The sequence below is a fragment of the Streptomyces sp. NPDC026206 genome (genome assembly GCF_040638465.1).
GTDB lineage: Bacteria > Actinomycetota > Actinomycetes > Streptomycetales > Streptomycetaceae > Streptomyces.
Window position 1 is genome coordinate 140264 of sequence record NZ_JBEZYL010000014.1, and the last position, 24261, is coordinate 164524.

General features: G+C 73.2%; 24 protein-coding genes. 10 read left to right on the plus strand and 14 right to left on the minus strand.

Annotated elements, in window-relative coordinates:
• The first annotated feature begins 44 nt into the window (after positions 1 to 44).
• Positions 45 to 1313, plus strand: a complete 1269-nt coding sequence (locus AB0F13_RS20425) for a DUF6777 domain-containing protein (RefSeq protein ID WP_362083916.1) — start codon at positions 45 to 47, stop codon at positions 1311 to 1313.
• Here the strand turns inward: AB0F13_RS20425 and AB0F13_RS20430 are convergent.
• The 6 genes from AB0F13_RS20430 to AB0F13_RS20455 form a co-directional block, all read right to left on the minus strand.
• On the minus strand, positions 1282 to 2397 hold the full coding sequence (locus AB0F13_RS20430) for a ferritin-like protein (RefSeq protein WP_362083919.1): 1116 nt from the start codon (positions 2395 to 2397) through the stop codon (positions 1282 to 1284). The genes AB0F13_RS20425 and AB0F13_RS20430 overlap by 32 nt on opposite strands.
• The gene (locus AB0F13_RS20435; RefSeq protein WP_362083921.1) at positions 2394 to 4325 is read right to left on the minus strand and encodes a GMC family oxidoreductase; all 1932 of its coding nucleotides are present in this window, start codon (positions 4323 to 4325) and stop codon (positions 2394 to 2396) included. Before AB0F13_RS20435 ends, AB0F13_RS20430 begins: the two co-directional genes overlap by 4 nt.
• Positions 4322 to 4831 carry a hypothetical protein gene (locus tag AB0F13_RS20440; protein WP_362083924.1) on the minus strand — a complete coding sequence of 170 codons (510 nt, stop codon included), beginning with the start codon at positions 4829 to 4831 and terminating at the stop codon, positions 4322 to 4324. The genes AB0F13_RS20435 and AB0F13_RS20440 overlap by 4 nt, the downstream gene beginning before the upstream one ends.
• 116 nt (positions 4832 to 4947) lie before the next feature.
• The gene (locus tag AB0F13_RS20445; RefSeq protein WP_362083927.1) at positions 4948 to 5889 is read right to left on the minus strand and encodes a threonine/serine dehydratase; all 942 of its coding nucleotides are present in this window, start codon (positions 5887 to 5889) and stop codon (positions 4948 to 4950) included.
• A 387-nt stretch (positions 5890 to 6276) separates the two neighbouring features.
• Entirely contained in the window at positions 6277 to 6840 is a 564-nt protein-coding gene (locus AB0F13_RS20450) for a cupin domain-containing protein (protein ID WP_362083930.1), read from the minus strand.
• A 45-nt stretch (positions 6841 to 6885) separates the two neighbouring features.
• Positions 6886 to 8103 carry a cytochrome P450 gene (locus AB0F13_RS20455; protein ID WP_362083933.1) on the minus strand — a complete coding sequence of 406 codons (1218 nt, stop codon included), beginning with the start codon at positions 8101 to 8103 and terminating at the stop codon, positions 6886 to 6888.
• Between the two features lie 194 nt (positions 8104 to 8297).
• Between AB0F13_RS20455 and AB0F13_RS20460 the strand changes: the two genes are divergently transcribed.
• On the plus strand, positions 8298 to 9326 hold the full coding sequence (locus AB0F13_RS20460; RefSeq protein WP_362083936.1) for a DUF6528 family protein: 1029 nt from the start codon (positions 8298 to 8300) through the stop codon (positions 9324 to 9326).
• A gap of 16 nt (positions 9327 to 9342) precedes the next feature.
• Here AB0F13_RS20460 and AB0F13_RS20465 read toward each other — a convergent pair whose 3' ends face one another.
• Positions 9343 to 10524 carry a hypothetical protein gene (locus AB0F13_RS20465; protein WP_362083939.1) on the minus strand — a complete coding sequence of 394 codons (1182 nt, stop codon included), beginning with the start codon at positions 10522 to 10524 and terminating at the stop codon, positions 9343 to 9345.
• 268 nt (positions 10525 to 10792) lie between these two features.
• On the opposite strand from AB0F13_RS20465, the gene AB0F13_RS20470 reads away from it, so the two are divergent.
• Entirely contained in the window at positions 10793 to 11884 is a 1092-nt protein-coding gene (locus AB0F13_RS20470) for a CapA family protein (RefSeq protein ID WP_362083942.1), read from the plus strand.
• Positions 11885 to 11956: 72 nt separating this feature from the next.
• On the opposite strand, the gene AB0F13_RS20475 is transcribed toward AB0F13_RS20470, so the two are convergent.
• Both AB0F13_RS20475 and ligD read right to left on the minus strand, forming a co-directional pair.
• Entirely contained in the window at positions 11957 to 12355 is a 399-nt protein-coding gene (locus AB0F13_RS20475; RefSeq protein WP_362083945.1) for an SH3 domain-containing protein, read from the minus strand.
• Between the two features lie 119 nt (positions 12356 to 12474).
• Entirely contained in the window at positions 12475 to 13488 is a 1014-nt protein-coding gene (gene ligD / locus AB0F13_RS20480) for a non-homologous end-joining DNA ligase (RefSeq protein WP_362083948.1), read from the minus strand.
• 78 nt (positions 13489 to 13566) lie between these two features.
• Between ligD and AB0F13_RS20485 the strand changes: the two genes are divergently transcribed.
• On the plus strand, positions 13567 to 14631 hold the full coding sequence (locus AB0F13_RS20485) for an ATP-dependent DNA ligase (protein WP_362083951.1): 1065 nt from the start codon (positions 13567 to 13569) through the stop codon (positions 14629 to 14631).
• Between the two features lie 128 nt (positions 14632 to 14759).
• Positions 14760 to 15788: a glycoside hydrolase family 6 protein gene (locus AB0F13_RS20490; RefSeq protein WP_362083954.1), complete on the plus strand. Its 1029-nt coding sequence runs from the start codon at positions 14760 to 14762 to the stop codon at positions 15786 to 15788.
• Between the two features lie 96 nt (positions 15789 to 15884).
• Here AB0F13_RS20490 and AB0F13_RS20495 read toward each other — a convergent pair whose 3' ends face one another.
• Both AB0F13_RS20495 and AB0F13_RS20500 read right to left on the minus strand, forming a co-directional pair.
• On the minus strand, positions 15885 to 17807 hold the full coding sequence (locus AB0F13_RS20495) for a kelch motif-containing protein (RefSeq protein ID WP_362084009.1): 1923 nt from the start codon (positions 17805 to 17807) through the stop codon (positions 15885 to 15887).
• A gap of 78 nt (positions 17808 to 17885) precedes the next feature.
• Positions 17886 to 19694: a glycosyltransferase gene (locus AB0F13_RS20500; protein ID WP_362083957.1), complete on the minus strand. Its 1809-nt coding sequence runs from the start codon at positions 19692 to 19694 to the stop codon at positions 17886 to 17888.
• 474 nt (positions 19695 to 20168) lie between these two features.
• Between AB0F13_RS20500 and AB0F13_RS20505 the strand changes: the two genes are divergently transcribed.
• From AB0F13_RS20505 to AB0F13_RS20525, 5 genes are all read left to right on the plus strand, one after another.
• Positions 20169 to 20363, plus strand: coding sequence for a hypothetical protein (locus tag AB0F13_RS20505; RefSeq protein ID WP_362083960.1), 195 nt, complete (start codon positions 20169 to 20171; stop codon positions 20361 to 20363).
• 5 nt (positions 20364 to 20368) lie between these two features.
• Complete coding sequence (locus tag AB0F13_RS20510) at positions 20369 to 20719, plus strand: metalloregulator ArsR/SmtB family transcription factor (RefSeq protein ID WP_362083963.1); 351 nt, start codon at positions 20369 to 20371, stop codon at positions 20717 to 20719.
• Positions 20716 to 20844, plus strand: coding sequence for a DUF6126 family protein (locus AB0F13_RS20515; RefSeq protein WP_362083966.1), 129 nt, complete (start codon positions 20716 to 20718; stop codon positions 20842 to 20844). The genes AB0F13_RS20510 and AB0F13_RS20515 overlap by 4 nt, the downstream gene beginning before the upstream one ends.
• A 279-nt stretch (positions 20845 to 21123) precedes the next feature.
• A complete protein-coding gene (locus AB0F13_RS20520; protein WP_362083969.1) occupies positions 21124 to 21504 on the plus strand; it encodes a DUF6233 domain-containing protein in 381 nt (126 codons plus the stop codon).
• Positions 21505 to 21633: 129 nt separating this feature from the next.
• A complete protein-coding gene (locus AB0F13_RS20525) occupies positions 21634 to 22539 on the plus strand; it encodes a hypothetical protein (protein ID WP_362083972.1) in 906 nt (301 codons plus the stop codon).
• A 60-nt stretch (positions 22540 to 22599) separates the two neighbouring features.
• On the opposite strand, the gene AB0F13_RS20530 is transcribed toward AB0F13_RS20525, so the two are convergent.
• The 3 genes from AB0F13_RS20530 to AB0F13_RS20540 all read right to left on the minus strand — a co-directional run bounded on the left by AB0F13_RS20530 (position 22600) and on the right by AB0F13_RS20540 (position 24091).
• Complete coding sequence (locus AB0F13_RS20530) at positions 22600 to 23046, minus strand: hypothetical protein (RefSeq protein WP_362083974.1); 447 nt, start codon at positions 23044 to 23046, stop codon at positions 22600 to 22602.
• Positions 23047 to 23215: 169 nt separating this feature from the next.
• The gene (locus AB0F13_RS20535; protein ID WP_362083977.1) at positions 23216 to 23434 is read right to left on the minus strand and encodes a DUF5302 domain-containing protein; all 219 of its coding nucleotides are present in this window, start codon (positions 23432 to 23434) and stop codon (positions 23216 to 23218) included.
• Positions 23435 to 23539: 105 nt separating this feature from the next.
• Entirely contained in the window at positions 23540 to 24091 is a 552-nt protein-coding gene (locus AB0F13_RS20540) for a hypothetical protein (RefSeq protein WP_362083979.1), read from the minus strand.
• Between the last annotated feature and the right edge of the window lie 170 nt (positions 24092 to 24261).

The window sequence follows — 24261 nt, forward strand, 5'->3', positions numbered from 1 at the left end:
GAAGCGACGGAAGTGACCGGCAGACTTATCGGGGGGAGTGCGCTGTGAAGCGCGAACGGATGGGTGTCGTCGCACTGTTGGCCGTCTCCGCACTGCTGGGCGGCACGGGGGCGGCGGGTTGTTCCAAGGCCTCGAAGAAGATGGTCGCCGAGATCGCCCTGGAAGCCGCGGGGGTGATCGCGCCGGGTGCGTTCATGCCGGCGCCGGGCGCCGATCTCCAGGGGGTCAAGGCCGTGCCGCGCAGCGGTGATCAGGCGGCCGGCAAGCGGGGGACGCTCGGCGGCACGCCCGGCAGGACCCGCTGCGACAAGGCGAAACTGATCGCCGAGCTCACCCGGGACCCCGTCAAGGGAGCGGCGTGGGCAAAGGTCCGGGAGATCCCGTTCGAGAAGGTCGAGGAGTACATCAAGGGGCTGAGCGAGGGGAGTCTGCTCCAGGACACCCTGGTCAAGAACCACAACTACCAGGGCGACGGCAAAACGGTCGCCTACCTGTCGGTCCTGCAAGTGGGCACCACGGTCCTCGTCGACGCCTACAACAACCCTTCCGTGAAGTGCAATTGCGGCAACCCGCTGCTGCAGCCGGAGAAGAACGTCGACCGCGAGGCCTCCACGTACACCGGGCCGCACTGGGAGAGCTTCCAGAACTCGCAGGTCACCGTCATCACGCCCAGGCCCCTGGAGGAGGGGCCCATGAAGAATCTCCCGCTCGTCGACGCCTACCAGCCGGACAAGGGCTTCGACCGCCCGGTCGGCAGCGACGGCTCCCACGACTCCGGGACCTTCGCCGTGCCGACGCCGCCGGTTCCCTCGCCGTCCCGGTCCGGCTCCGGGGGTGCGAGCGGAAGCGGTTCCCGGTCGCCGTCCGGGAGCGCGTCCGGGTCCCCTCCCTCGTCCGTTCCCCCGTCGAGCGGCGGGGCGGCCACGTCGCGGCCGCCGGCGGGCACGCCGCCCACGCCGTCCCGCACGGCACCGCCGAGGACCGGCACCCCGAAGGTGCCACCGCCCGCCACCGGCACGTCGTCGCGGCCCTCGCGCTCGGCCCCGGCCGTGACACAGCCGCCCCCGCGCACGGCGCCCGTGCCCCCGCCCGTTCACACGACGGTTCTCTCCCGGCCGCCGAAGACGGCGCCTCCCCCGGTCGAACGCACCCTCGCCCCGCCCCCGAGGACCGCCGCCCCACCGGTCGAACGCTCCATCGCCCCACCGCCGAAAACGGCGGCGCCGCCCCGGGAGCAGCACAGCCTCGCGCCGCCGCCGAGGACTGCGGCTCCGCCGCCCGCTACCGCGCCAGCGCTGCCCGCGCCCGCCTGAAGTGCCGGTCGGTGACCTCGTACGTGGGGGCGGCATACAGGCCCCGCGCGCGTTGTGCGGGGTCCGGATGCGGGTTGCGGTACAGCCGCTCGGCCAGTCCCCGCAGCCGAAGCATGACCGGCGCCGCGGCCCCGATCCCGGCCGGGGCGCCGGTGAAGGCGTCCTCGAGAAGGCACAGCAGCTGTGCGTACACCTCGTTGAACTCCTCGGCGGCACGCCGCACGGCGCTGCCGCGCGGGTAGTGGGTCGCCTTGGCCCCGGGGTCGATGGGGTGGACGTCGCGCCAGGTGACGTCCACGACGGGGCCGGTGGGCCCCGTGGCCGGGGTGTCGTGCGGCCCGTAGGCGCGCTGCTGGAGGAGCTCGTTGAACCGGAAGTAGTGCGCGGGTTCCCTGGCCTCGCCGAAGACCTGGTCATCGGAGTCGAAGACGCTCATGCTCACGCCCTCGCCCTGGTCGGTGATCACCTTCAGGGTCTTGAGCGCGGAGGCCAGGCCGGTGACCGCGAAGACCTCGCCGCCGGAGTTGTAGAAGTGCTCGGGGCCCACCTGCCGGGCAGGGTCGCCGCTGAACAGCCGCTGCTCGCCCAGCTGTGCCGACAGCCGTAGCACGCCCTCGCGGATGGTGTCGTAGAACTGCCCGACGGAGGTCCACCCCTCGGCGTCCCCGGCTGCCGAGGGGTGATGCGGCGGCCCGGACAGGTACTCGGGCTGCTCGATGCGCAGGAACGTCTCCAGGGCCTTCACTCCGAAGTGGCGCAGGGCAACCGTGACCCGGTCCCGGCTGAAGGGCAGTAGGGCGGGGTAGCCGGTGACGAACCGGGAGTTCGCCACCAGGGGCGTGCCGCCGACCGCGTTGAGGAGGTTGGCGACGAGCGTCATGTGGAGCATCTCTTCGAGGACGACGCCCCGGATGGCGTAGAAGGCGGGCCGGTTGGTGCCGGGCCGCATCGAGTACATCGCCGTCAGGTAGGGCGGGATGGTCAGGTGTTCCAGCGTCAGCGCGGCCTGGAGGAACAGCTGCAGGTCGGCGCGGTCGCGCGGCACCCGGAAGGGCGGCTCCCGCAGCACGGCGGGTCCGGTCATGGCTGTTCTCCCCGCCTGCGGCCGGTGGTGGCCGTCCGGGCCGCGGGCACCGGGCGGACGGTCCTGGGCCGGTGCAGCTCCCTCAGGTCGCGGTGGATCCGTTCGCAGCTGCGCAGCGCGAGGGCGGCCATGGTGAGCGACGGGTTGGAGGTGCCCATCGAGGGCATGCTGCCGCAGCCGACGGCGTAGAGGCCGGGGTGGTCCCAGCAGCGCTGCCAGTGGTCGACCACGGATGTCGCGGGGTCCTCGCCCATGATGTGCGTTCCGGCGCCGTGCCCCGCGCCCTGGAAGACGAAGTCGCGGTCGTCGAAGCGGAACCAGCCGGGTGAGAAGGGGCCGGGGGCGTAGCCGGTGCGGTCCTCGGCGCCGAGCAGCCGGAAGATCTGGTCGGACACCGCCTTCGCGGCGGCCATGCCGCGTTTGACGCGCTCGGAGAGGTCGTAGGTGATGACGGGCCGGGGGTTGCCCAGCAGGTCGCGGTGGCGGGGGTCGACGGTGACGCGGTTGCGGCTCTCGGCGTCCTGTTCCAGGGCGAACTGCAGGCTGAACTGGTGCCCGACCTCCCGGCACAGGGCCTCGCGCAGCCCGGCGCCGAAGACGCCCCTGCCGCGCGGCTGCGCGGAGTCGCCCCCGATGCCCAGCAGCCGGGCGACGTCGCTGCCGGGGGAGCCGGTGGGCCAGCTCCAGCCCCAGTTGCCGATCTCGATGCGGAAGGGGGCGCGGCCGCGGCGGGCGGGACCGGTGCGGAAGTTCTCCAGGCCGGAGGTGGAGCCGGGGCCTCGGAACGGGCCCACCGGATGGTCGAGCAGCCCCCAGGTGAGCAGCGTGGGGTGGTCCATGAGGTTGCGGCCCACCTGGCCGCTGCTGTTGGCGAGCCGCGAGACGAGGAGCAACCTGGCGTTCTCGATGGAGTGGGCGGCCAGGACGACGATGTCCGCCTCGGCGGTGCGGGTGGTGTGCACGGGGCCGGCGGGGTCCTCGTACCGCTGGTACTCGACGCCGAGGACGCGGCCGTTGCCGGTGGTGAGAACCCGGCTGACCACGGCACGGGCGACGAGTGTGACGCGGTGGCTCCAGGCGGCCCGGGTCTTGAGGGGGTTGTACTTCGCCTGCACGGGACAGATGGGGACGCAAGAGGCGTGGCCGACGCAGCGTTCGCCGTAGTTGGGCAGCCCCACCGCGCCGGCGGGGCGGTAACCGGCGCCCGCGTCGTACCGCTGGTTCGGGGTGCTGTTGCGGGCGTGCGGGGTGGTGACCACGCGCAGGGTGGTCTCCGGGGCGTCCGGTGCCTCCCGGACGACGGTGCCGTCGAGCCGGGCGGCGAGCACGCGGTCGAGATAGGTGCGGGGGATCTCGTGCATCGGGTAGACGTAGCCGTCCGGGAAGGGCAGCCCGATGGCGTCGCTCTGCTCGGCGGCGTCGCCGGCCGCGCCCAGGAGGCGCTCGGCGGTGCGGTAGTGACTCTCCAGGTCGTCGTAGCCGAGGGGCCAGTCCCGCCCGTAGCCGTAGGTCCGCTCGACCGCGAAGTCGTCCGGGTGCATGCGCGGGACCAGGCCCATCCAGTGCATGGCGGTGCCGCCGGTGGTGCGCAGGTAGTCGCTCGCGTAGGGCAGGGCGCCGTTCTGGACGAAGTAGCCGCGTGCGCGGTAGCCGCCGGCCGGCAGGCCCTCGAGGTCGAGGACGTCCGGGGAGGGTGCGGCGACGTTGGGCCGGTAGGGCGAGTTGGGGACCTTGGCGGGGGCCGCGTAGAAGGAGTTCAGCGCGTCGAGGTGGCCGGGCCAGGTGTCCAGGGTGCGGGTGCCGGCCTCCAGGACCAGCACCCGCCAGCCCAGGTCGCCCAGTTGCCCGGCCACCAGGGAGCCGGCCAGTCCGGCGCCCACGACGATCACGTCGTAGCGGTCCGCGCCGGGCCGCGGTGAGGTGGTCACGCGGCGCCCTCCGGCCGCCGGGCCGGGGCGGGGACGGCGGGGGCACCCGGCGGCGGGTCGGCCCAGGTGCCGTGGCCGGGGGGCTTGGCGCCCGGTGGGTGACCGTGGAAGGTCCGCCAGGCCAGGCCCTCGGTGTACGCCTCGGGGGAGACCATGAACGCGGTGTTGGCGCGCTCCCGGCCGAGTCCGGCGTGGACGGACTGCGCGAGCTGCGGCCAGACGCCGAGGTACCACAGGTGCGTGATGGCGCGGGCGATGTCGCGCGAGGTCTCGTCGGCGATGCCGTCGGGGTCGCCCCCGGCCGCGGCCAGATCGTCGATGAAGCGGCCCACGGCCGCCCGCCCCACCTGCTCGACGGTCGTGTCGTGGTACAGCCGGACCATGCCGGTGGCCCGCAGCTCGAACTCGTCGAAGCCCGTGAGCCGTACGGACACGGCGACGAAACCCGCGCACTCCGCGGGGGCTCCGGCGGGTCCGGGCGGGGGCGCTGAGTGCTCGGGATCCATCCTGGCTCCCCCCATCTGTGCGACTGCCGCATTTCTACCGGAGAGTCCGCAATGAGAGAAGGGTCTTGAACGCCCTTCACCTTCAGGTGGTTTGCCGGAGCCCGGCGCATGGGCCTCTAGCGCTGCACGAGGTCGCTGGGGTCGGTGTTGGCACCGCAGACGACCACGGCCACCGTCTCGCCCTCGGCGGGCACGTACCCGCTCCCCTCCTCCGCCCCGACAGCCGCGAGGGCGGCGGCCCCCGCGTGCTCCACGGCGAGCCGGCGTTCGTCCCAGAGCGCCTGCCGCGCGCGGACGATCGCGCTGTCGGGTACGAGCACGGACCGCACGCCGTCGTCCTGCGCGACGGCCAGAGCGGTCCGGGACACCCGCCGGGCCCCCAGCGCGTCGGCCGCGACCGATTCGACGCCCACCTCGACGACCCGCCCGGCGCGCAGGGCGGCGTGCAGGGCACGGCAGTTCTCGGGTTCCACCGCGACGATCCGTATGCCGTGGTGCCGGGCGGCGGTGGCCACGCCGGCGAACAGCCCGCCGCCGCCCACGGCCACGACGACGGTGTCCAGGCCGGGCACCCGCTCGCGGATCTCGTCGAGGAGGGTGCCCGCGCCGGCCGCGATCAGCGGGTGGTCGTAGGCGTGGCTCGCCAGGGCACCGGTGGTCCGGGCGAACTCCTCGCACGCCGCCAGGGCCTGGGCGTACTCGGTGCCGACCAGGCGCACGTCGGCACCGTAGCCGCGGAGCTTGGCGACCTTGACGTGGGGGGCGTTCTCGGGGAGGAAGACGGTGGCCCGTACGCCCTGCCGCCGGGCGGCCCACGCGCAGGCCAGGCCGGCGTTGCCGCCCGAGGCGATGGTCACCCCGGCGGCCGGCAGTGTGCCGGCTTCGCGGTGGGCGGCAAGGAAGTTGTGGGCGCCGCGGGCCTTGAAGGAGCCGGTGTGCTGCATCTGTTCGAGCGCCAGCCACAGTCCGGGGCGGGCGGGGGCCACGGTGACGGGCCGGATGTGGCCGGCCACGCGGCCGGCTGCGCGCTCGACGTCGTCATAGGTGAGGTGGTGCACGGTTCTGCTCCTTGGGAGGGCTGGTCGGTTGACGCACGGCTGGTTTCCGCGTGGGGATCTTGCCCCGGACCCGCCCTTTCACCTCCCCCAGCTGACATTTCCGCCGGCTGGGCAACCATCAAGCCCGTCCGGCGTTTGAGGACCGGGGCCCGGGGCGGAGCCCCGGTTCGGGAAGGGGCGGGGTGGGGGAAGATCCACCGCCCGCGAGCCCAGGCCGCGGCGTCCAGCAGAGTCCGCGCCGCCTCCCGGGCCCGGCGGGCCACACCAGGGCCCCGGAGACGGCCGCCGTCGCCATCGCCCCCTCGGCGAGCAACAGAAGATGATCCGCAAGCCGCGACGCGAACGGCCTGATGCGAGGGCGCTACGCCAGTGCCAACAACCTGCGCATCACCGCCGGGGAGCGTCGGGTCCGTTCTCGGGGGGAGTCATCCGCAGCGGCGTGAGCTGCTCGATGTCGTAGCGGACGCGCAGCTCGGCGACCGCCTCGTGGTCCACCTCCGGCCCGGAGCTGAGGATCTCGAAGAGCTCCTCGAAGTAGCGCTCGTGATCGGGCGGCGGCGAGGCCTGGAAGAACATCCGGGCCGGTTCGCCGGTCGGGTTGGCGAAGGCGTGCGGGCAGCCCGCCGGGACGACGATCACGGTGCCGGCGGTGGCCCGCACGCACCGCCGGCCCGTCGGGGACTCCCACTCCCGCCAGTTGTCGCGGGTGCGTACGCGCGGTTCGAAGGCGAGGACGTCGAGCTCGCCCTCCAGGACGTAGAACAGCTCTTCGCTGCGGGTGTGCAGGTGGGCGCCGACGTCGAAGCCCGGCGGCACGACCACTTCGAAGCTGGAGGCGGCACGCGAGTGCTCCCCGGTCACCTTGAAGGTCACCTGCTGGGCCGGGGTGACGAGGGTCCGCCCCCCGTCGGGGGGCACGACGAGGCCGTCGGGGGCGGTGATGAGCGTCATGGTGCGGGCCTTTCGGAACGGCCGGGGCGGTGGCCTGCGCGGCGGTCACCAGGTGACGGGCAGGTTCTCCGGGCCCCGGATGAGCGCGCTGCGCTGCCACCGGATCCTGTCCAGGGGCTCGGCGAGGCGCAGGTCGGGGAAGCGCTCGATGAGGCTGGTGAGGATGACCTCGGACTCCAGCCGGGCCAGCATCGAGCCCAGGCAGAAGTGCGGCCCGTGTCCGAAGGACAGGTGCGGATTGTGCTCCCGGTCGAAGTCGAGCTCGTCCGGGGAGTCGAAGACCTCGGGGTCGCGGTTGGCCGTGAGGTAGGAGGAGTGCACGACCTCCCCGGCCCGGATCAGGACGCCGCCCACCTCGACGTCCTCGGTGGCCACGCGGGCCAGCCCCACGGCGTTGCGGTGCGGGATGTAGCGCAGCAGTTCCTCGATGGCCTGGGGCAGCAGCTCCGGCTCGGCGCGCAGCCGCGCCAGGTGGTCGGGGTGGGTGAGCAGGGCGTAGACCATGTTGGCGCTGTTGTTGCGCACGGCGTGGGCGGCGCTGGCCTGGATGAGCAGGGCGATGGCGACCGCTTCCTCCACGCTCAGTTCGCCCTGGACGGTGGCCTCGGCGACGTAGCCGATCAGGTCGTCGCTCGGCTCGGCGCGCCGGCGTCCCAGCAGCTCGGTGAAGTAGGCCGCCATTCCCGTCTTGGCGCGCTCGCTCTCCTCCCGGCCGTACCCGGCGGACAGCAGGATGTTCGTCCACTCCGCCATCTGCGGCCGGTCGTGCGGCGGGACGCCCATCACATCGCTGATCACGGCCAGCGGCAGCGGCCCGTGCAGATGCTCCATCAGGTCCGCGGGCGGCCCGTCCTGCTCCATCTCGCTGAGCAGTTCGTCGGCGGCGCGCTGCGCGGCGGGGCGCAGCCGCTCCAGGCTGCGGGTGGTGAAGGCCCGCGCCACGGCCTTGCGCAGCCGGGTGTGCTCGGGCGGGTCGGCGAACCCCACTGCCTCGTCGAGCGGGATGAAGTGCGGGGCCAGGCGGGTGATCGGGCGGCCGAGCACAGCCTGCCGGCTGAACCGGGGGTCGGAGGTGACGAACTTGACGTCCTCGTACCGGGTCACGAACCAGGCGTGCCCCTCGCCGTTGGGGAGCTTGACCCGGGAGACCGGCTCCTGGTGGAGCCGTTCGGCCATGAAGGGGTCGAAGTCCAGGCCCCGCAGGTCCTTCACGTCCCAGAACCGCACGGGGTACTGGTCTGATACGGATTCCGTCGTCGTCATCGGCTGCACACCCACCCTGCACTTGAGCGCTGCTGTCCCGAGGGCGAATCTCCCCGCAAACGCGTGTGTGCAGCACGCCACGCCGCCGATTTCACCCGTCCGGCCCAGGGCCGGGGCCCGGGCGCCACCCGTTTGCCTGACACGCGGGCGTGGCGGCGCCGGTGCGGCGGACGGGGCGGCCGACGCTGTGCGGCGTGCGTGGACAACGGGTACGGAAGGCTCGCGAGGGCGCCTCGCTGAGACGGTCGGCGGCCGTCCTGCTCGCGGTGCTGCTGCTGATCCCGGCGGCCACCGGCGTCGCCGGTGCCGGGCAGCGTGGCGGGGCGGGCAGGGCGCCGGCCTCTCCCATCGTGGCGGCCGACCAGGCGACGCGGGCCGTGTACGTGCTCGACGCCGGCCGGACGCGGTGGGACACCGGGGGCGACGACCCGGGGGTGCTGTGGTCCTGGAGCGCGGACGGGCGGCGGAGTCTGGAGGACCTGCGGACGGACACCTCGTGGACGAACCCGAGCGAGGTGAAGTCCCGTGAGCTGGACGGCCGGCGCTATCTCCTGGTGACGGCCTCCGGCGGGCTGGCCGCGGTGGTGGGCTATCCGGACGGCGCCGTGTACTGGGCGGCCGACACGGGGACGGGCAACGCGCACAGCATCGATCTGCTGCCCGACGGGAACGTCGCCGTGGCGGCCAGCACGGGCGGGTACGTACGGCTGTACGCCGCCTCCACCGGGTCGCGGGCCACCGGGCACGCGCAGGTGCCGCTCGCCGGGGCCCACGGGGTGCACTGGGACCCGCGCACCCGGCTGCTGTGGGCGCTGGGCAGCGGGCAGCTCGTCGCCCTGCGGGTCGGCGGGGCGCCGGAGGACCCGGCCCTGAGCGTCGTGCGGCGGGTGACGCTGCCCACCCGCGGCGGTCACGACCTGGCTCCCGTCCTCGGCACCCCGGGGCGGCTGTGGGTGACCACCGCTTCGGCGGTGTACCAGTACGCGACGTCGCAGGGGGCGTTCGTGGCGTATCCGCTCCAGGAGCGGATCAGCGTCCCCGGCGTCAAGAGCGTCGGGGACGACCCGGACACCGGGCAGGTGCTGGTCGCCCGGCCCGAGCCGGGCAACCCCTGCACCTGGTGCACTTCCAAGCTGGTGCTGTACCGGCCCGACGGCACGCGGACGCTCCTGCGCGGAGGGATGTACAAGGCCCGCTGGTGGAGCGCCGACCGCGGGCGGTGAGCGGGCCGCCGGCAGTTCAGCGCGAGAGGCTGGGCGGCGCCTCTTGCAGGCGCGCGCGGACGTCCGCGGCGGCCCCGCCGCTGTCCGGGACCCGCTCCCACAGCGCGAGCAGGGCAGGCGCCAGGCCGGACGCCCGGTCGCCGCTGTGCTGCCAGCAGTAGTGGGCCCGCTTGAGCGCCGCGAGCGCCTCGGCGTCGGCGGGGCCGCCGCCGGCCAGGCGGTGGGAGGCGGCCGACATCCACAGTTCGGCGGCGCGCGGGTGGTCGCCGGCGAGGCGGGCGAGGTCGGCGCGCACCTCGATCCACAGGCCGGCCTCAGGGCTGTGCGGCCCGTGGCGGCGCAGCGCCTGCTGCTCCCACGCCGCGGCCATGGCGGCGGCCTCGTTGTGCCGGCCGGCGTGGGCCGCGGCGAGGATGCGCGGCAGGGGGTCCTCCTCCCGCGGCGGGGCCGGGGCCTCGGCCGCCACCGGGGGCGCGGGGGCGGGGGCGGGGGCGGGCGGGGCAGCGGGCCGCGGGGCCGCGCGATTGGTGAGGACGGCTCCCGCCGTGCCGGACCGCAGGGCCACGAAGCCTTCGGGGAGCCCTGCCTGAGCCAGCGCCAGCTGGTGCAGGAGGGCGGGGTCGAGCGTGGGCCCGGCCGTGGGGTGGCCGACGGACAGGGCGGTGAGGAAGGAGCGGGTGTAGGGCCCGGCTTCCTGTGCGGGTCTGTCCGGGGTGGGGGTGATCACTCCGCAGGCCGGGAGGCCTCCGGCGAGGCGTCCGTCGTGGGCCGCGGCGGCCACGTGCGGCCAGGCCTGGGCGTCGGCCTCGGCGTCGAGGAGGAGCAGGGTCGGGCCCGGGTGCCCGCGCAGCGCCCGGACCAGCCACTCCCAGGGCAGGCCGGTGTAGCGGACGGTGGCGGCGGTGCTCTCCCGCAGCGCCAGGTGCAGCTCGGTGCTGCGACGGGCCGGCACCATCAGGTGCCCGGTGACCCACATCAGCAGCGGTCCCGGCACCCGGACCGCGTCCTGGAGGTAGGCCAGCACGCTCTGGGGGCCGGCCATGGCGGGCAGCTGCACCACGTCGGCCGAGGCGGCGGCGAGGAATCCGCGCGGGCTCGCGCCCGCGATGGCGTGCGCGGTCGGGTTCGGCAGGGCACCCCGCCGCCCGTCGGGGGTGCCGTCGAGCAGCAGAACACAACCATGGGTCGCGTGGTCCAACGCGGTTCTTCCTTCCGGCCGATGCGAGAGCCCGTGACGCAACTCTAGGCGCCGGTCCGCGCGCCGCGGCCGCCTTTCTCCACCACATCCGGCCCCCGCCCCCGCGAAATCCGACATTGAGTCACATATAAGTCATATGAGAAGTGTGTTTTTTCGTCGGAGAAGCGGAGTACGGGTAGTGATGAGGCACACGGGCACAGCCGTACTGGCGGTATTGGGCGTCATAGCAGGGTCGGTCACGGCGGGCTGCTCACCTCCGGACAGGGGGGTGCGGACCGCCGGAGCGCCGCCCGCGAGCCCCGTGGTGCGGGGCGGGTTCACGCTCGTGGCCACCGGGGACGTCCTCCCCCACGACTCGGTGATCGCGCAGTCACGGGAGGACGGCGAGCGGTCCGGTACGGCCTACGACTTCCGCCCGATGCTCGCGGGCGCCAAAGGCGTCGTCTCGGGCGCCGATGTGGCGATCTGCCACATGGAGACGGTGTACGGGCAGGAGAAGGGGCCGTTCAGCGGCTATCCGGCGTTCGTGTCACCCCCGCAGGTCGCCCGGGCGCTCAAGGAGACCGGGTACGACTCCTGCTCGACCGCCTCCAACCACACCCTGGACGCCGGGGAACCGGGCGTGCGGCGCACGCTGGACGCGATGGACGCGGCGGGCCTGCGGCACACCGGCTCGGCCCGGTCCGCCGCGGAGGGCGCCCGGGTGAACCTGCTGCGGGCCGGCCCGGCCCGGGTCGCCCAGCTCTCCTACACCTACGCCACCAACGACATCCCCGTCCCCGAGGGCCGCCCCTGGACGGTCGGCCTCATCGACGAGGGCCGCATCCTGGCCGACGCCCGCGCCGCCCGGAAGGCCGGGGCGGACGTCGTCGCGGTCAGCCTGCACTGGGGCACCGAGTGGCAACAGGAGCCGGACGAGCAGCAGCTGACGCTCGCCCGGCACCTCACGGCGGCCACCACCGGCGGCCGCCCCGACATCGACCTGATCCTCGGTACGCACAACCACGTGCCCCAGGCGTACGAGAAGGTCAACGGCACCTGGGTCGTCTACGGCATGGGCGACCAGCTCGCGGGCGAGATGTTCAACCCCGCCGGCGAGCAGGACGCCCGGGGCAACCAGAGCTCCGTCGCCCGCTTCACCTTCGCCCCGCCCGCACGCCGGGGGCAGCGCTGGAACGTGGTCAAGGCGGAGTTCCTGCCCCAGGTCACGGACCTGCGGCGGCCGTTCAGGGTGCTCGTCCTGGACCGGGCGGCCGCGAGCAGGCCGGGCCGGGCGGACCTGGCCGACGCCAGGGAGCGCATCCGCCGGGCCGTACTGTCGCGCGGGGCCGCGAAGGACGGCCTGACCATGACCGGCTAGCCGCGGTCCCGGCGCCGGGAGCCGCGGCTACGGCCGGGCCGCCCGGCGTTCGCGCACCGGGCGGCGGCTGCCTCACCCCACGGCCGCGCGCGTCGCCGGAGTCGCCTCGGGGGCCTTGCCCGTGACGGCCTTGCAGACCGGCACGTCCCCGGTGCTCTCGATGTACTTCGCCGAGACCCAGGTGGCGCGGTCCCGCAGCATGTACCAGATCGGGTTGCCACCCACGTCCTGGGCACGGACCTTGCAGCGCAGGGCGGCCTGGCCGTGGTGCTTGAGGATGCCTCTGACGGAGGAGTCGGTGGTCGGGAAGGCGCGTTCGACGATGCCTGTGGTGGCGACGACCGTGCCGTAGGGCCGGGTCGGCGGGGCGGCCTGGACGGGCGCGGCGGCGAACAGGGATCCGCCGAGGGCGGCGGCCGCGATCACACCGGCCGAGACCTTCCTGCTGCGGATCGCGAATGTACTGAACATGGGAACTCCCTCGATGCGAAGTGGATCACGCATTGCCCAGGTTCCACATGAAATGTCGACCTAAACACAAATCAAGATGACGGCCCGGATCGCCGACCATTCGGCCGTCACCGGAGACCTCAGCCGTCCTTCTTCTTCGCCCGGCTGGGCTGCACGCGCTTCGGCTCGCCCTTCACCTTCGGGTGCTCGGGCGGGTAGGGCAGATCCCCCAGTCCGTGCTCGCGCTCGTCGCGCGCGGCCAGGTCGAGCGCCGCCGCCAGCCCGCAGGGGTGCGCGTCCATGTCGGCGTGCACATCGCCGACTTCGGCGAACCGGGCCGGCATCGTGGCCAGGTCGAAGTCCTCGGGGACGGCGCTGGACAGCTCCTCCCAGCGCAGCGGCGCGGAGACGGGAGCGTGCGGGCGGGGCCTTACGGAGTAGGCGCTGGCGATGGTGCGGTCGCGGGCGGTCTGGTTGTAGTCGACAAAGATCTTTTCCCCGCGCTCCTCCTTCCACCACGCGGTGGTGATCCGCTTTGGCGCCCGCCGTTCCAGCTCCCGCGCGACGGCGATGGCCGCCCGGCGCACCTGGGCGAACGTCCAGTCCGGCGTGATGGGCACGAAGACGTGCAGGCCGCGCCCGCCGGAGGTCTTGGGCCAGCCGGTCAGGCCGAGCCCGGCCAGGACGTCCCGCAGCTCGAGCGCGGCGCGGACCGCGTCCGCGTAGTCGGTGCCGGGCTGCGGGTCGAGGTCGATGCGCAGCTCGTCGGGGTGGTCGGTGTCGGTGCGCCGCACCGGCCACGGGTGGAAGGTGAGGCAGCCCAGGTTCGCCGCCCACAGGACGGCCGCCGTCTCGGTGGGGCAGATCTCGTCGGCGTACCGGCCGCTGGGGAACGCGATCCGGCCGGTGGGAATCCATTCGGGGAGGTTCTTGGGCGCCCGCTTCTGGAAGAAGGACTCGCCGTCCACCCCGTCGGGGTAGCGCTCCAAGGTGGTGGGCCGGTCCTTGAGGGCACGCACGATGCCGTCGCCGACGCTCAGGTAGTACCGGGCCAGGTCGTACTTGGTGAACCCGGGCTCCGGGAAATAGACCTTGTCCGGGTGGGACAGCCGTACCGTCCGCTCGCCGACGGTGAGCTCCAGGGTCTCTGCCATGCGTGTCACGTTAGGCCGAACGGGAGGGCCGCGCCTGTCGGCGGGCGGGGCCCCGGCCTCGCCCGCACAATCCAGGTCATGGACCTTCCGGTGATGCCTCCCGTGCAGCCCATGCTGGCAAAGCCGGCGGCGGCGATCCCGCCCGGCATGCAGTACGAGGCCAAGTGGGACGGCTTCCGGGCCATCGTCTTCCGCGACGGCGACGAGATCGAGCTCGGCAGCCGCACCGGGAAGCCGCTCACCCGCTACTTCCCCGAGCTCACCGGGACCCTGCTGCGGCAGCTGCCGCCGCGCTGCGTCCTCGACGGGGAGATCGTCATCGCCCGCGGGGGCCGCCTGGACTTCGAGGCCCTGCTGGAGCGCATCCACCCGGCCGACTCGCGCGTACGCCATCTGGCCGAGGCGACCCCGGCGAGCCTGATCGCCTTCGACCTGCTCGCCCTGGGCGACGAGTCCTGGATGGCGACGGCCCAGCGCGAGCGCCGGGACGCGTTGACGGACGCCCTGCGCGACGCCCGCGACCCGCTGTTCACCGCCCCCGTCACCTACGACCTGGAGGTGGCCCGGGGGTGGTTCGGGCAGTTCGAGGGGGCGGGGCTGGACGGGGTGATCGCCAAACCGCCGGGCCTGCCGTACCTGCCGGGCGAACGCGCCATGGTCAAGGTCAAGCACGAGCGGACCGCCGACTGCGTCGTCGCCGGGCTGCGGCTCCACAAGAGCGGCCCGGTCGTCGGCTCGCTGCTGCTGGGCCTGTACGACGCCGCCGGGCGGCTGCAGCACGTGGGGGTCTGCGCCTCCTTCCCGATGCGCCGGCGCCAGGAGCTGATGACCGAGCTGGAGCCCCTGCGGATGCCCTCCGCGGCCGGCCACCCGTGGCAGGACTGGGCCAGCGCGGAGGCCCAGGCCGCCGGCCGGCTGCCCGGCGGCCCCAGCCGCTGGACCGGCAAGAAGGACCTGTCCTGGATCGCGCTGCGCCCGGAGCGGGTGGTCGAGGTCGCCTACGACCACATGCAGGGCGACCGCTTCCGGCACACGGCCCAGTTCCGCCGCTGGCGCCCGGACCGGGAACCGGAGCAGTGCACCTACGCGCAGCTGGAGGAGCCGGTCGGCTACGACCTGGCGCAGGTTCTCGGCACCGCCTGACGCTCCGTCAGCGCAGGCCTCCCCTCGGAGCAACAACGCCCCTCGTACGGCGCAGAAAACGCACATCTGACGGGACGCCACATCCCACTGCGGGGAGAAGTACCGCACCCGGTGGAGAGGTGGTGCTCATGGCAAGGGCCCGGACGACACGCTTCGTCAGCGGTGCACGGTGGGGTGCCGCCGTGCTGGCATGCGCGGGTGCCGTGTGCCTGCCGCTCTGCGCGGGAGCCGCCACGGCCTCGGACGCCGACGGCCCCGATTCCCCTTTCTGGGCCGAGCCCGTGAACCGGCCCGCCAAGCAGGCGCAGATCTGGCAGGAGCGGGGACGGGAGGAGGAGGCCCAGGCCGTGCGGCGCATCGCGGTGCAGCCCACTGCCGTCTGGATGACCGGCGACGACCCGGAGGAACAGGCCGGGCGAGTCGTCGAGGAGGCCGAACGCGCCGGCCGCATCCCCCTTCTGGTGGCGTACGACATCCCGCACCGCGACTGCGGCCAGTACTCCTCCGGCGGCGCGCCCACCGCCGCCGCCTACCGGGAGTGGGTGGCCCGCGCCGCGGCCGGCATCGGCGAGCGCCGGGCGTGGGTGGTGCTCGAGCCCGACGCGGTCGCCCAGTGGGCCTCGGGCTGTCTGCAGGCGGACGCGAAGGCGGAACGCCTCGGACTGCTGGCGGAAGCGGTGAGGACGTTCAAGGCCCGGCGCGGCACGTCGGTGTACGTCGACGCCGGCAACGCGGGATGGATCTCCGACCAGCGGCTGCTGGCCGGCGCTTTGCAGCAGGCGGGGATCGCCAAGGCGGACGGCTTCGCGCTGAACGTCTCCAACTTCCACACCACTTCCGTCACCCGGGCGTACGGCGGCCGGTTGTCGGATCTGCTGGGCGGCGCCCACTACATCATCGACACCAGCCGCAACGGCAACGGGCCGCTGCCGCCCGCGCCACCCGGTTCGGGGGACGAATCGTGGTGCAACCCGCCGGGCCGGGCGCTGGGCACGCCTCCCACGACGGCGACGGGCGACCCGCGCGTCGACGCGTTCGTCTGGGTCAAGCGCCCCGGCGAGTCGGACGGCTCCTGCCGGGGGGCTCCCCAGGCCGGGCGCTGGTGGTCGGAGTACGCCCTGGGCCTGGCGACGGCCTCGCCCGCCCCCACTCAATGACCGGGGCTCCGCCCCGGAGCCCGCTCCTCGGTCGCCGGACGGGCTCGACCCTGTCACCCGGACCGGTGGAAAACCGAGCCGGTCCGGTGATCGCCCTCAGTGCACGTGCACCCACGCCGCCCGCGACGGCGTCCCCGCCCGGTCCACCAGGAAGACCATGTACCAGCCCGCCGGCACCAGCGACGGATCCTCCGGAACCGTCACGGACACCGCACCGTTCCGCCCGCGGGCGAAGCCCAGCGCAACCGACCGTTGCTCCACATCCGTCGCATGCGTCACCGCACTCGGCCGCATCAACCGCACCGCGGCCACCTCCCGCCGGTCAGTCCCCGGCAACGTGAACGCTCCCCCGCGCCCCGCCTCAAGAGGCCCCGTGCGCAGCGCGGGACGGCGGTCACGGTAGAGATAGGGCGGGGTGTAGACCTCGATGCGCTTCTCGAAGGCGCCCATGCGGTTGCCTTCCTTGTCGGCGAAGAGCGGGTTGGAGCCGAAGACCGCGATCCGCCCGTCGGGCAGCAGCAGCGCCTCCGAGTGGTAGTCGCGGCCGACCGTGGGCTCGGCGGCGGTGTCGAAGGCACCCTTCCGCGGGTCGTAGAACTGGGCGCGCAGAATGTCCGAGCCCCGCTTGCCCCGGTAGTCGCCCGAGCCGCCGGTGGTGAAGACCCGGTCGTCGGGCGTCAGGACGGCGTTGAGGTAGCGGGTGGGCCGGGGCAGGTCGGGTCCCGGGACATACCGGGGGGCCGGGGCGCTCAGGTCGGCGATCGCGGTGCGCCGGGTGGAGCGGTGGGACTCCCCCACTCCCCCGCCGCCGAGGATCATCACCTTCCGGTCCTGGGCCGGGGGCAGCAGCACAGAGGCGGAGGTCTCCGTCATGTCCTGCCGCACCAGGCCCGGTACGGGCTCGAAGGCGTTGCTCCGCACGTCCCACAGGCCCGGCTTGCGGCCCTGGTCGGCCGGGCCGTAGCCGGCGTTGGAGCCGGAGTAGAAAAGGCGGCCGCCACCGGTGAGGAAGAGGGCGGGGTAGGTGGGGAAGTAGCGGTTCGGGCCGGCGGACCAGGTACGGGTCCGGGGATCGTAGATCTCGTTCCTGCCCGGAATGATCTCGCCCATGTCGTCCAGGCCGGACACGGCCAGCACCCGCCCGTCCTCCAGCGTGACCAGAGTGGGGTACCAGCGGGCGTCGGACATCGGGTCGACCGTTACGTAGCGTTCGGCGATGGGATCGAACTCGTAGGTCTCCTTGAGCCCTTGGAAGTCCTTCTTGTCCAGGCCCAGCTTGGCCGCCAGCCCGTAGAGGTCCTGGGCGTCCTTGCCCGTCAACCCCTGGATGCGGTACTGGTCGGCGGTGTGGGTGATGCCGCCCTCCCCCTCGGCGACGGCCTCCACGTACACCCGGGCCTGGGCGGCGGTGACCGTGACCGTCTTCCCGGCGTGCTTGTCCTTTCCCGCGTGCCCGTCCTTCCCGGTGACGTCCTTCTTCGCGCGCGGGACGAGTACGGGTACCTGGGAGCGGTAGCGCTTGCCGGAGGAGCCCACGAAGACGGTGCCGGCGGGGAAGGTCCTGGGGGCATCGGGGTTCTCGTTCTTCACCAGCATCGCGCCGCCGGCCCGCCGTACGTCGCCGGTCAGTTTCTCGTAGCGTGCGGTACCCCCCGCCACCAGGAGCTTTCCGTCGGGGAGCTGCGCGTGCCCGGCGCAGAACATGTCCTTGGGGGTGGGGATGTGCTTGAAGGTGTTGCGCACCGGGTCCCACAGGACGCTTTGGAACGTCCCGGCCCGGAAGTTCTTCTCGTCGTTGCCCGACCCGGCGATCAGCAGCACCCTGCCGGTGCGCAGCAGCGCGGCGTGGATGGCGTTGATGCGGAACCTCCCCGGAACGTCCACGACGTCCCAGTGTCCGTAGCGCGCCTTGTACGCCTCCTGGTTGACGGTGTACTCGTGCCAGGCCCGTTCGGCGAACCCGGTGGCGGCCGGGCCGTTCGCGGCGACCAGTGCCAGCACCGCGCCGACGCTGAGCATCACCCTGCGTTCCTTTGCGTTCGGCAGCAACCTCACCGCACCCACATCCCATCGACCGGCTCGTTCTGCTACGTGTCGTCACATCTGCCGGCGGTGCTGCCCCACCGGACGCGAGACCCCCGCCTCCGGCTGCCCGCAGGTTGCCGGGGCGCCGGCCGTCGCGGGCGCCGGGGTCAGGCCCCGGCGCACCAGCCGGCGCTCCCGCCACAGGCCCCCTTGCCAGACGCCGAGGGGCCCGAGCGCCGTCAGCAGCGCGAGCAGGGCCCAGATCCGCATCGCCGTGTGCGCGTGGCTCAGCGTCCAGGAGGCGATCAGCGACAGCGCGAAGACCGCCGCCCACATCAGGTGGGTGCGGAAGGTCGCCATGCAGTCGGGACTGGCGGAATCACCCTTGGGCGTCACCACGAACCGCGAGCGCCGGCGCAGCAGGGCCTCGCCCAGGGACCGGGCGTACAGCGGTGCCGAGAGGGCCGACATCACCATGCCGGCCGCTCCGGAGGAGCCGGCGGGCTCGTGGGGGCTCACGTTGTGGCGCCGGTTCCATACGTAGAGCCCGACCTGCAGGGCCGCCGCGTCGCAGTAGAGCATCAGCCACAGCGAGGACTCGACGGTGATTCCGGAGGCGCCCAGTCCGAGGAAGAGCGCGCAGGTCAAGGCGCCCAGGGCCCAGTTCAGCGCGGCCATCGGGTAGTAGGCGATCATGAAGGTGTAGTTGATCAGCCGCCCGGGCGGCAGGGTCCACACAGCCCGCCAGAACTGGCGCAGCAGCGTCTCGTAGGTCCCGCGCGACCAGCGCAGCTGCTGGGAGAAGAAGTCCGTCCAGCTGGAGGGGCCCTCGCCGACGGCGAGCACGTCGGGGGTGTACACGGACTTCCAGCGCCGGCCGGTGGCGGGGTTGCGGCGGCGGTGGATCTCCAGGCCCGTGGCCATGTCCTCGGTGATCGAGTCGAAGAGGCCGCCGATCTGGCGCAGGACGCTGATCCGCACACAGTTGCTCGTTCCCACGAACATGGGCGAGCCGTAGGCGTTGCCGGCGCGCTGGATCAGGGCGTGGAAGAGGAACTGCTGGCTCTCGGCCGCCTTGGTGACGGCGGTGGTGTAGTTGCCGTAGACCTGGGGGCCGACCACGAAGGCCACGTCGGCGTCGCGGAAGTAGCCCAGCATCCGCTCCAGGAAGTTGGGCAGGGGCACGTGGTCGGTGTCCACGCAGGCCATGAACTCGTACTCGTCGCCGTGGGCGTCCAGCCAGGCGTTGTAGTTGCCGTGCTTGGTGCGCGCGCGGAAGGTGCCGGAGGGCTGGTTCCAGCGCTCGGCTCCCTTGCGGGAGAAGTGCCGTACTCCCAGCTGTTCGCACAGCCGCTTGACCTCCGGGTCGTCGCCCTCGTCCAGCAGCCAGACGTCCAGCGGCCCCTCGTGCTCGATGCGTACGGCCCCCTCGAGCGTCGCCCGCACCATGGACAGCGGTTCCTTGCCCGGCACGAAGCTGGTCAGGAACGCCACGCGCGTGCCCGGCTGGGCGCGTACGGGCACCGGGTCCCGGGCCACCCAGGTCGCATGGGCGTTGGAGGCGACGTTGACCACCCGGAACAGCTCGATGAGGCCGATGGAGACCAGCATCACCGAGTCGGCGAACCGCTCCCAGTCGCTGACATAGGGCCGGTAGAGCCAGTGCTCGGGGGAGATCAGCCAGAGCAGGAGCGCCACGGAGACCAGGGGTGCGGCCGCCACCAGCAGCATCACCCCAACTCCGCCGCCGGGGCCACGGCTCAGCAGCCGCCGGTAGCGCACCTGGTAGACGCCGTTCGGGGGCTCGGTCAGCTCCCCCGCCAGCCGGCTGAAGCCCACGTAGTCATAGCCTGCCGGACCGCTCGTCGCGGCCGGCCCCACGACTGCGGGGGTCCCCGGGCCGTCGCCGCCCGGGCCTGTGCCGCCCTGTCCCGGGCCGCCCGTTCCGGGGCCTGCGGGCCCACCGGAGCCCGGTCCGCCCGTTCCGCCGGGGCCCGGCACCGCGGCGGGATTCGCGCCCGGTTCCTCGTCGGGCGATGCGCTCGGCGCGGCCGGGCCGTCACTGTCTCCGTCACCGGACGCGCTCGTGTCGGGGCGCCCGCGGGCTGCCGCCGGACGGGCGTCACTCGCTGAAATCGCCACCAAACACCCCCAGCCGCACGAGGACACGGGACAACGCGGAGAAAAACTAACAACCCGGACCTCTGATCATGTGACAAACGCACCGAAAGCGGCAACGCATCACTCACCCAGCCCACGGGCGACGGAGGGGGAGCGAAGTGCTCTAGAATTGCAGAATTCTTCAATTCACCAGATGCGCAGGATGCCGGACGACGAACCACCGAGGGGGCGGCCGTGAGTGCGTTCGCTGAAGCGATGCGGGAGCGGGTGCGCGCGGCGCGCGCGGCCCTGGCTGCGGCCCGGGCGGCCGGGGACAGCTACGGTGCGGCGATCGCCGAGGACGAGCTGGACGACGCGCTCCGGCTGGCCCTCGCGCACGGCGTGACGACGGACATCGTGGACGAGGACGACGGGCAGGGCAGGAGTTGATCGGCGTGCGCGTGCCGCTGTACCAGGCGAAGGCGGAATTCTTCCGGATGCTCGGGCACCCCGTGCGCATCCGGGTCCTGGAACTGCTGCAGGACGGGCCGATGCCGGTGCGCGACCTGCTCACCGCGATCGGCGTCGAGCCCTCTAGCCTCTCCCAGCAACTCGCGGTGTTGCGCCGCTCCGGCATCGTGACCTCCACCCGCGAGGGCTCCACCGTCGTCTACGCCCTGGCCGGCGGGGACGTGGCGGAGCTGCTGGGCGCCGCCCGGCGCATCCTGACCCAGGTGCTGACCGGTCAGGAGGAGCTGCTCAGCGAGTTGCGCGGAGCCACCAGGACAGGAGCGGAACAGCAATGACCCACGACTGCGAGAAGTACGCCGAGAAGGCGGTGGGCTGGCGCGTGCTGATCTACGTCGTCTTCGGCCACGTCCTGGCCGGCTTCATCTGGCTGCTCTTCTACCTCGGCGCCCACGCGAAGTGATGCCCGAGCCGGGGCGGACGGGCGTCGGCCGCGGCCATGGACAGGCGTGCCGGGCTCGCGCGCGAGCCGGGAACCGGCATTCAGGAGGACAGGTGGTAACGGAATGGCCAAGAGTGGCGTAAGCAATGTATGGGGGCATCACGTGCCGGTATAGGTCCGCGTCCTATGCCAGCCCTGGTAAAAGCCCCTCAGCTGCACGTCGCAGGACGAACCGGCCGCCACGACGCTCGGAAGCGCTCCCTCCGCTCCAGTCAACGCGCAGGTCAGCACCGTGGGCCATTGCCCGGAACCGGGGTCGCGGGCAGCGCCGCGCTGCTACTGTCCGGCGGCATGGAGGAGCTCTTCACCCCTGATGAACTCGCCCGCATCGAAGCCACCGCGCAGGAGAACGGCATTTCCTCGCGCGATTGGATACGGGAAGTCGTGCTCCAGCGCCTCAGCGGCGAGTGGCGGCACGACCTCGAGGATGCCGTCTGGCCGATCACGGTGCACCGCCGCCCCGGTGGCACCCTCCAGGAGCTGCATCACGCGGGCTGCTGGGTACCGCGGGGCGGGGAGGACACCGTGACCACCGCCGAGGCCCGGCGCAAGGCGGCCGAGTACGACGTCCGGTTCTGCGACGCCTGTGAACCGGAGCGGTTCCTGGTCCCGTTCGAGTGACGGTCTCCGTGCCGGGCGGCCGCCGAGACCCCCTCGGCGCCCGGCACGCGGGCCCGCGGCGGGCGAGGGCCGCACCCCCCATTACGCTGTCCACCGCAAGATCAATTAGGTGGGTGGGGGAAGCACGGCATGAGGATATGGACGCGCCTCACGGGGTGGGCGACGCTGCTCGTGGGCTACGCGACCGCGCTGCTCGGCGTCGTCCCGTTACGGGAACTGCCGCCCAAGCGGCATGAACTGCAGCTGCTGGCCGCGACCGGCGTATGCGCCGCGTGCTGGTTGCTCGCTTCCTCAGTCGTACGGGCGAGCCGGCGCGCCGCGTTGCGCAGGAAGGCCTGGCGCAGGCGGCACGAACCGTGGCCCGAGCCGCGGTCCTCGCGACTGCTGTGCTGGGTGCTGGGCTTCGGCATCGCCCTCACGAGCATGGCCGCGCTGTGCCAGGGCGTGGGACCCGACGGCGCGGAGGGCGAGTGGCTCGCCCGGGCCGACCGGGCCGGCGGGAGCACGTACGAACTGCGGATCGAGAAGATCCTCGGCGCACCCCGCCCCACGGACGCGGAGATCAACGGCGCCGACGAGTACGCGTCGACGATCGTCGTCAGCGTCCCCTTCGCCTCCGGCCCGCGGCAGGTGACCGTGGACGCGGTGCACACCAGCGGCAAGCCGGAAGAGGGCCGCACGGTCGAGCTGCTGTACGCGCCGGACCGGCCGGACCTGGGGGTGCGTCAGGCCCCGGACAACGACATCGGCTCGTTCGCCGGCCGCATCATCGCGCTGCCGACCATCTGGATCCTCGGCCTCGCGGCCGGACTGGTGACGAGCGTGGCGCTCCACCGGCGCGAAGCGGGCGTGCGCTACGCGCGTCGATTCGAGCCCTGGGTGCACCTGCCCGCCGCGGCGGTCCTCGCGTGCGGGGCCGCTCTCGTCGTCCCGCTGCTCATCGGCTTCCCCGGCACGGGTACGGGCTGGTGCCTGGCGGCCGCCGCCGCGGCCACGCCGTGGCTCGCCCTGACGTGGGTGGTGAAGACCAGATGACCGGCGGCTCGCCCGGCCCCCGGGGCCGGGCGAGACCTCACACGGTGCTCCGGGCGGGCGTCAGGCGCGGCGGCGCTTGAAGGCCCGGCGGATCAGGAAGACCGCCAGCACGATCATCGCCACCACGAAGAGGGTGCCGAGGATCATCACGATGAGAAGGGCCACCCCGAGCTTCTTGAAGAAGCCCTTCTTCTTCTTCTTTTTCTTCTTGTCCTTGGCCAGCGTCCGGTTCTTCTTGTCCTTCGCCAGCGTCTGGTGGCCGGCGGTGGACTTGTGATGCGACGCGGCGTCGACGGCCACCGCAGTGCCGGCGGCGGTGGTCGCGGCGTCGGAGCTGCCGGCAGCCGCGACGGCGGCGCGCACGGTGCCGCCCGCCGGGGACGGGCTCGTCGCCGATGCGGGCGTGGCCAGCAGGGCGGCGCCCAGGGCCAGCGCGATGACGGCGGACACCCGGCGGGCCAGGCGTCCTCGGTACCGCTGCCGGTCGTTCTTCTGCTCGCTGTTCATCCGCGCCCCCTGGGTCGGTGCTGTGACGGTTCGATGCTCCGCGGGTCGCGGGGCGCACCCATTATCGGCACACCTGCACCGCGCCCAGCAGGGCGCATGCCCGCTGAGCGCGAGACCAGGCACAACCGGGCGCGACGGCCGGCCGGTGTGCGCCCGCCCCCGGCGCCGGTCAGCCGCTCTTGCGGCGGAAGTTGCGCTGGCCGCCGACCTTGCCGTGAGTGCCGTGCACCTTGGATCCGTCGCGGTTCTGACCGTTGGCGCCACCGTCGGCCGATTTGCCCTGCTTCCGGGCCAGCGCCTCGCGGAATTTACGCTTCACTTCGTCCTCGGGGCCCCCGGCGCTCTCGCCGTTCACGGCCGCGTCCTGCCCCGTTGTGTCCGCCGTCATTAAAACCTCCTGGTCATCGGGGTGTTCGCCACAGCTTCGCACAGATCCGGCGCTGCCCGTCCCCCGGAACGGGCCGGCCCGGGGCCGCCCCGCGCGAGCCGAAGATCAGGTGACCGTCTGGTCGCCGTCGGGCACGTCCTGGACGGACACCCGCACACGCTGCGGCAGGCCGAGGCCCGTGGCCACGGCCCGCGCCAGGCCACCGGGGTCGGGCCGCGTCGGGTACGGGACGGGCTCACCGTCGGTGTAGCTCTCGATGGCCTTGGTGAAATAGCCCGGGTGCCAGGCGCCGACGGCGCCCCTGACCTCGACGGCGGTGATACGACGGCCCGCGGCCCGGCGCGCGGCGGCGGCCAGGATCTCGTCCGACCGCAGTTCGCCGGGCACCTGGAAAAGGCTGGCGTGGGCGCCCACCTTGCCGCCGTCACCCATCCGGAGGGTGATGGTCAGGCAGCTGGTCACACTGGGGTAGACGATCGTGCCGCCCGGCCCGGTCTCCCCCACCTGCCCTTCGGTGATGCGGACGGTGGCGGGCGCCGGGGTGGCGGCCGAGGACGCGGTGGCCGTCGCGGGCTGGACGGCGAACGCGGCCGCGGCAGCGAGCAGGGCCCGGCGGGAGGTCCGGGCGCTGGGTGCGGGCGTGCGGAGGTCGGGCACGGTGCTCCTGGGTCGGTGATCGAGCAGTGGTTGCTGCCGCCCTTTTGTCCTCAAGCGCCGGACGGGCTGGCTGTGCTGCGTCCTCAAGCGCCGGACGGGCTGATTTCCAGCCCGTCCGGCCCGTGTTGACAGGGGTGCGGGACGGAGCGACGGGGATAAAGACGGGGGAT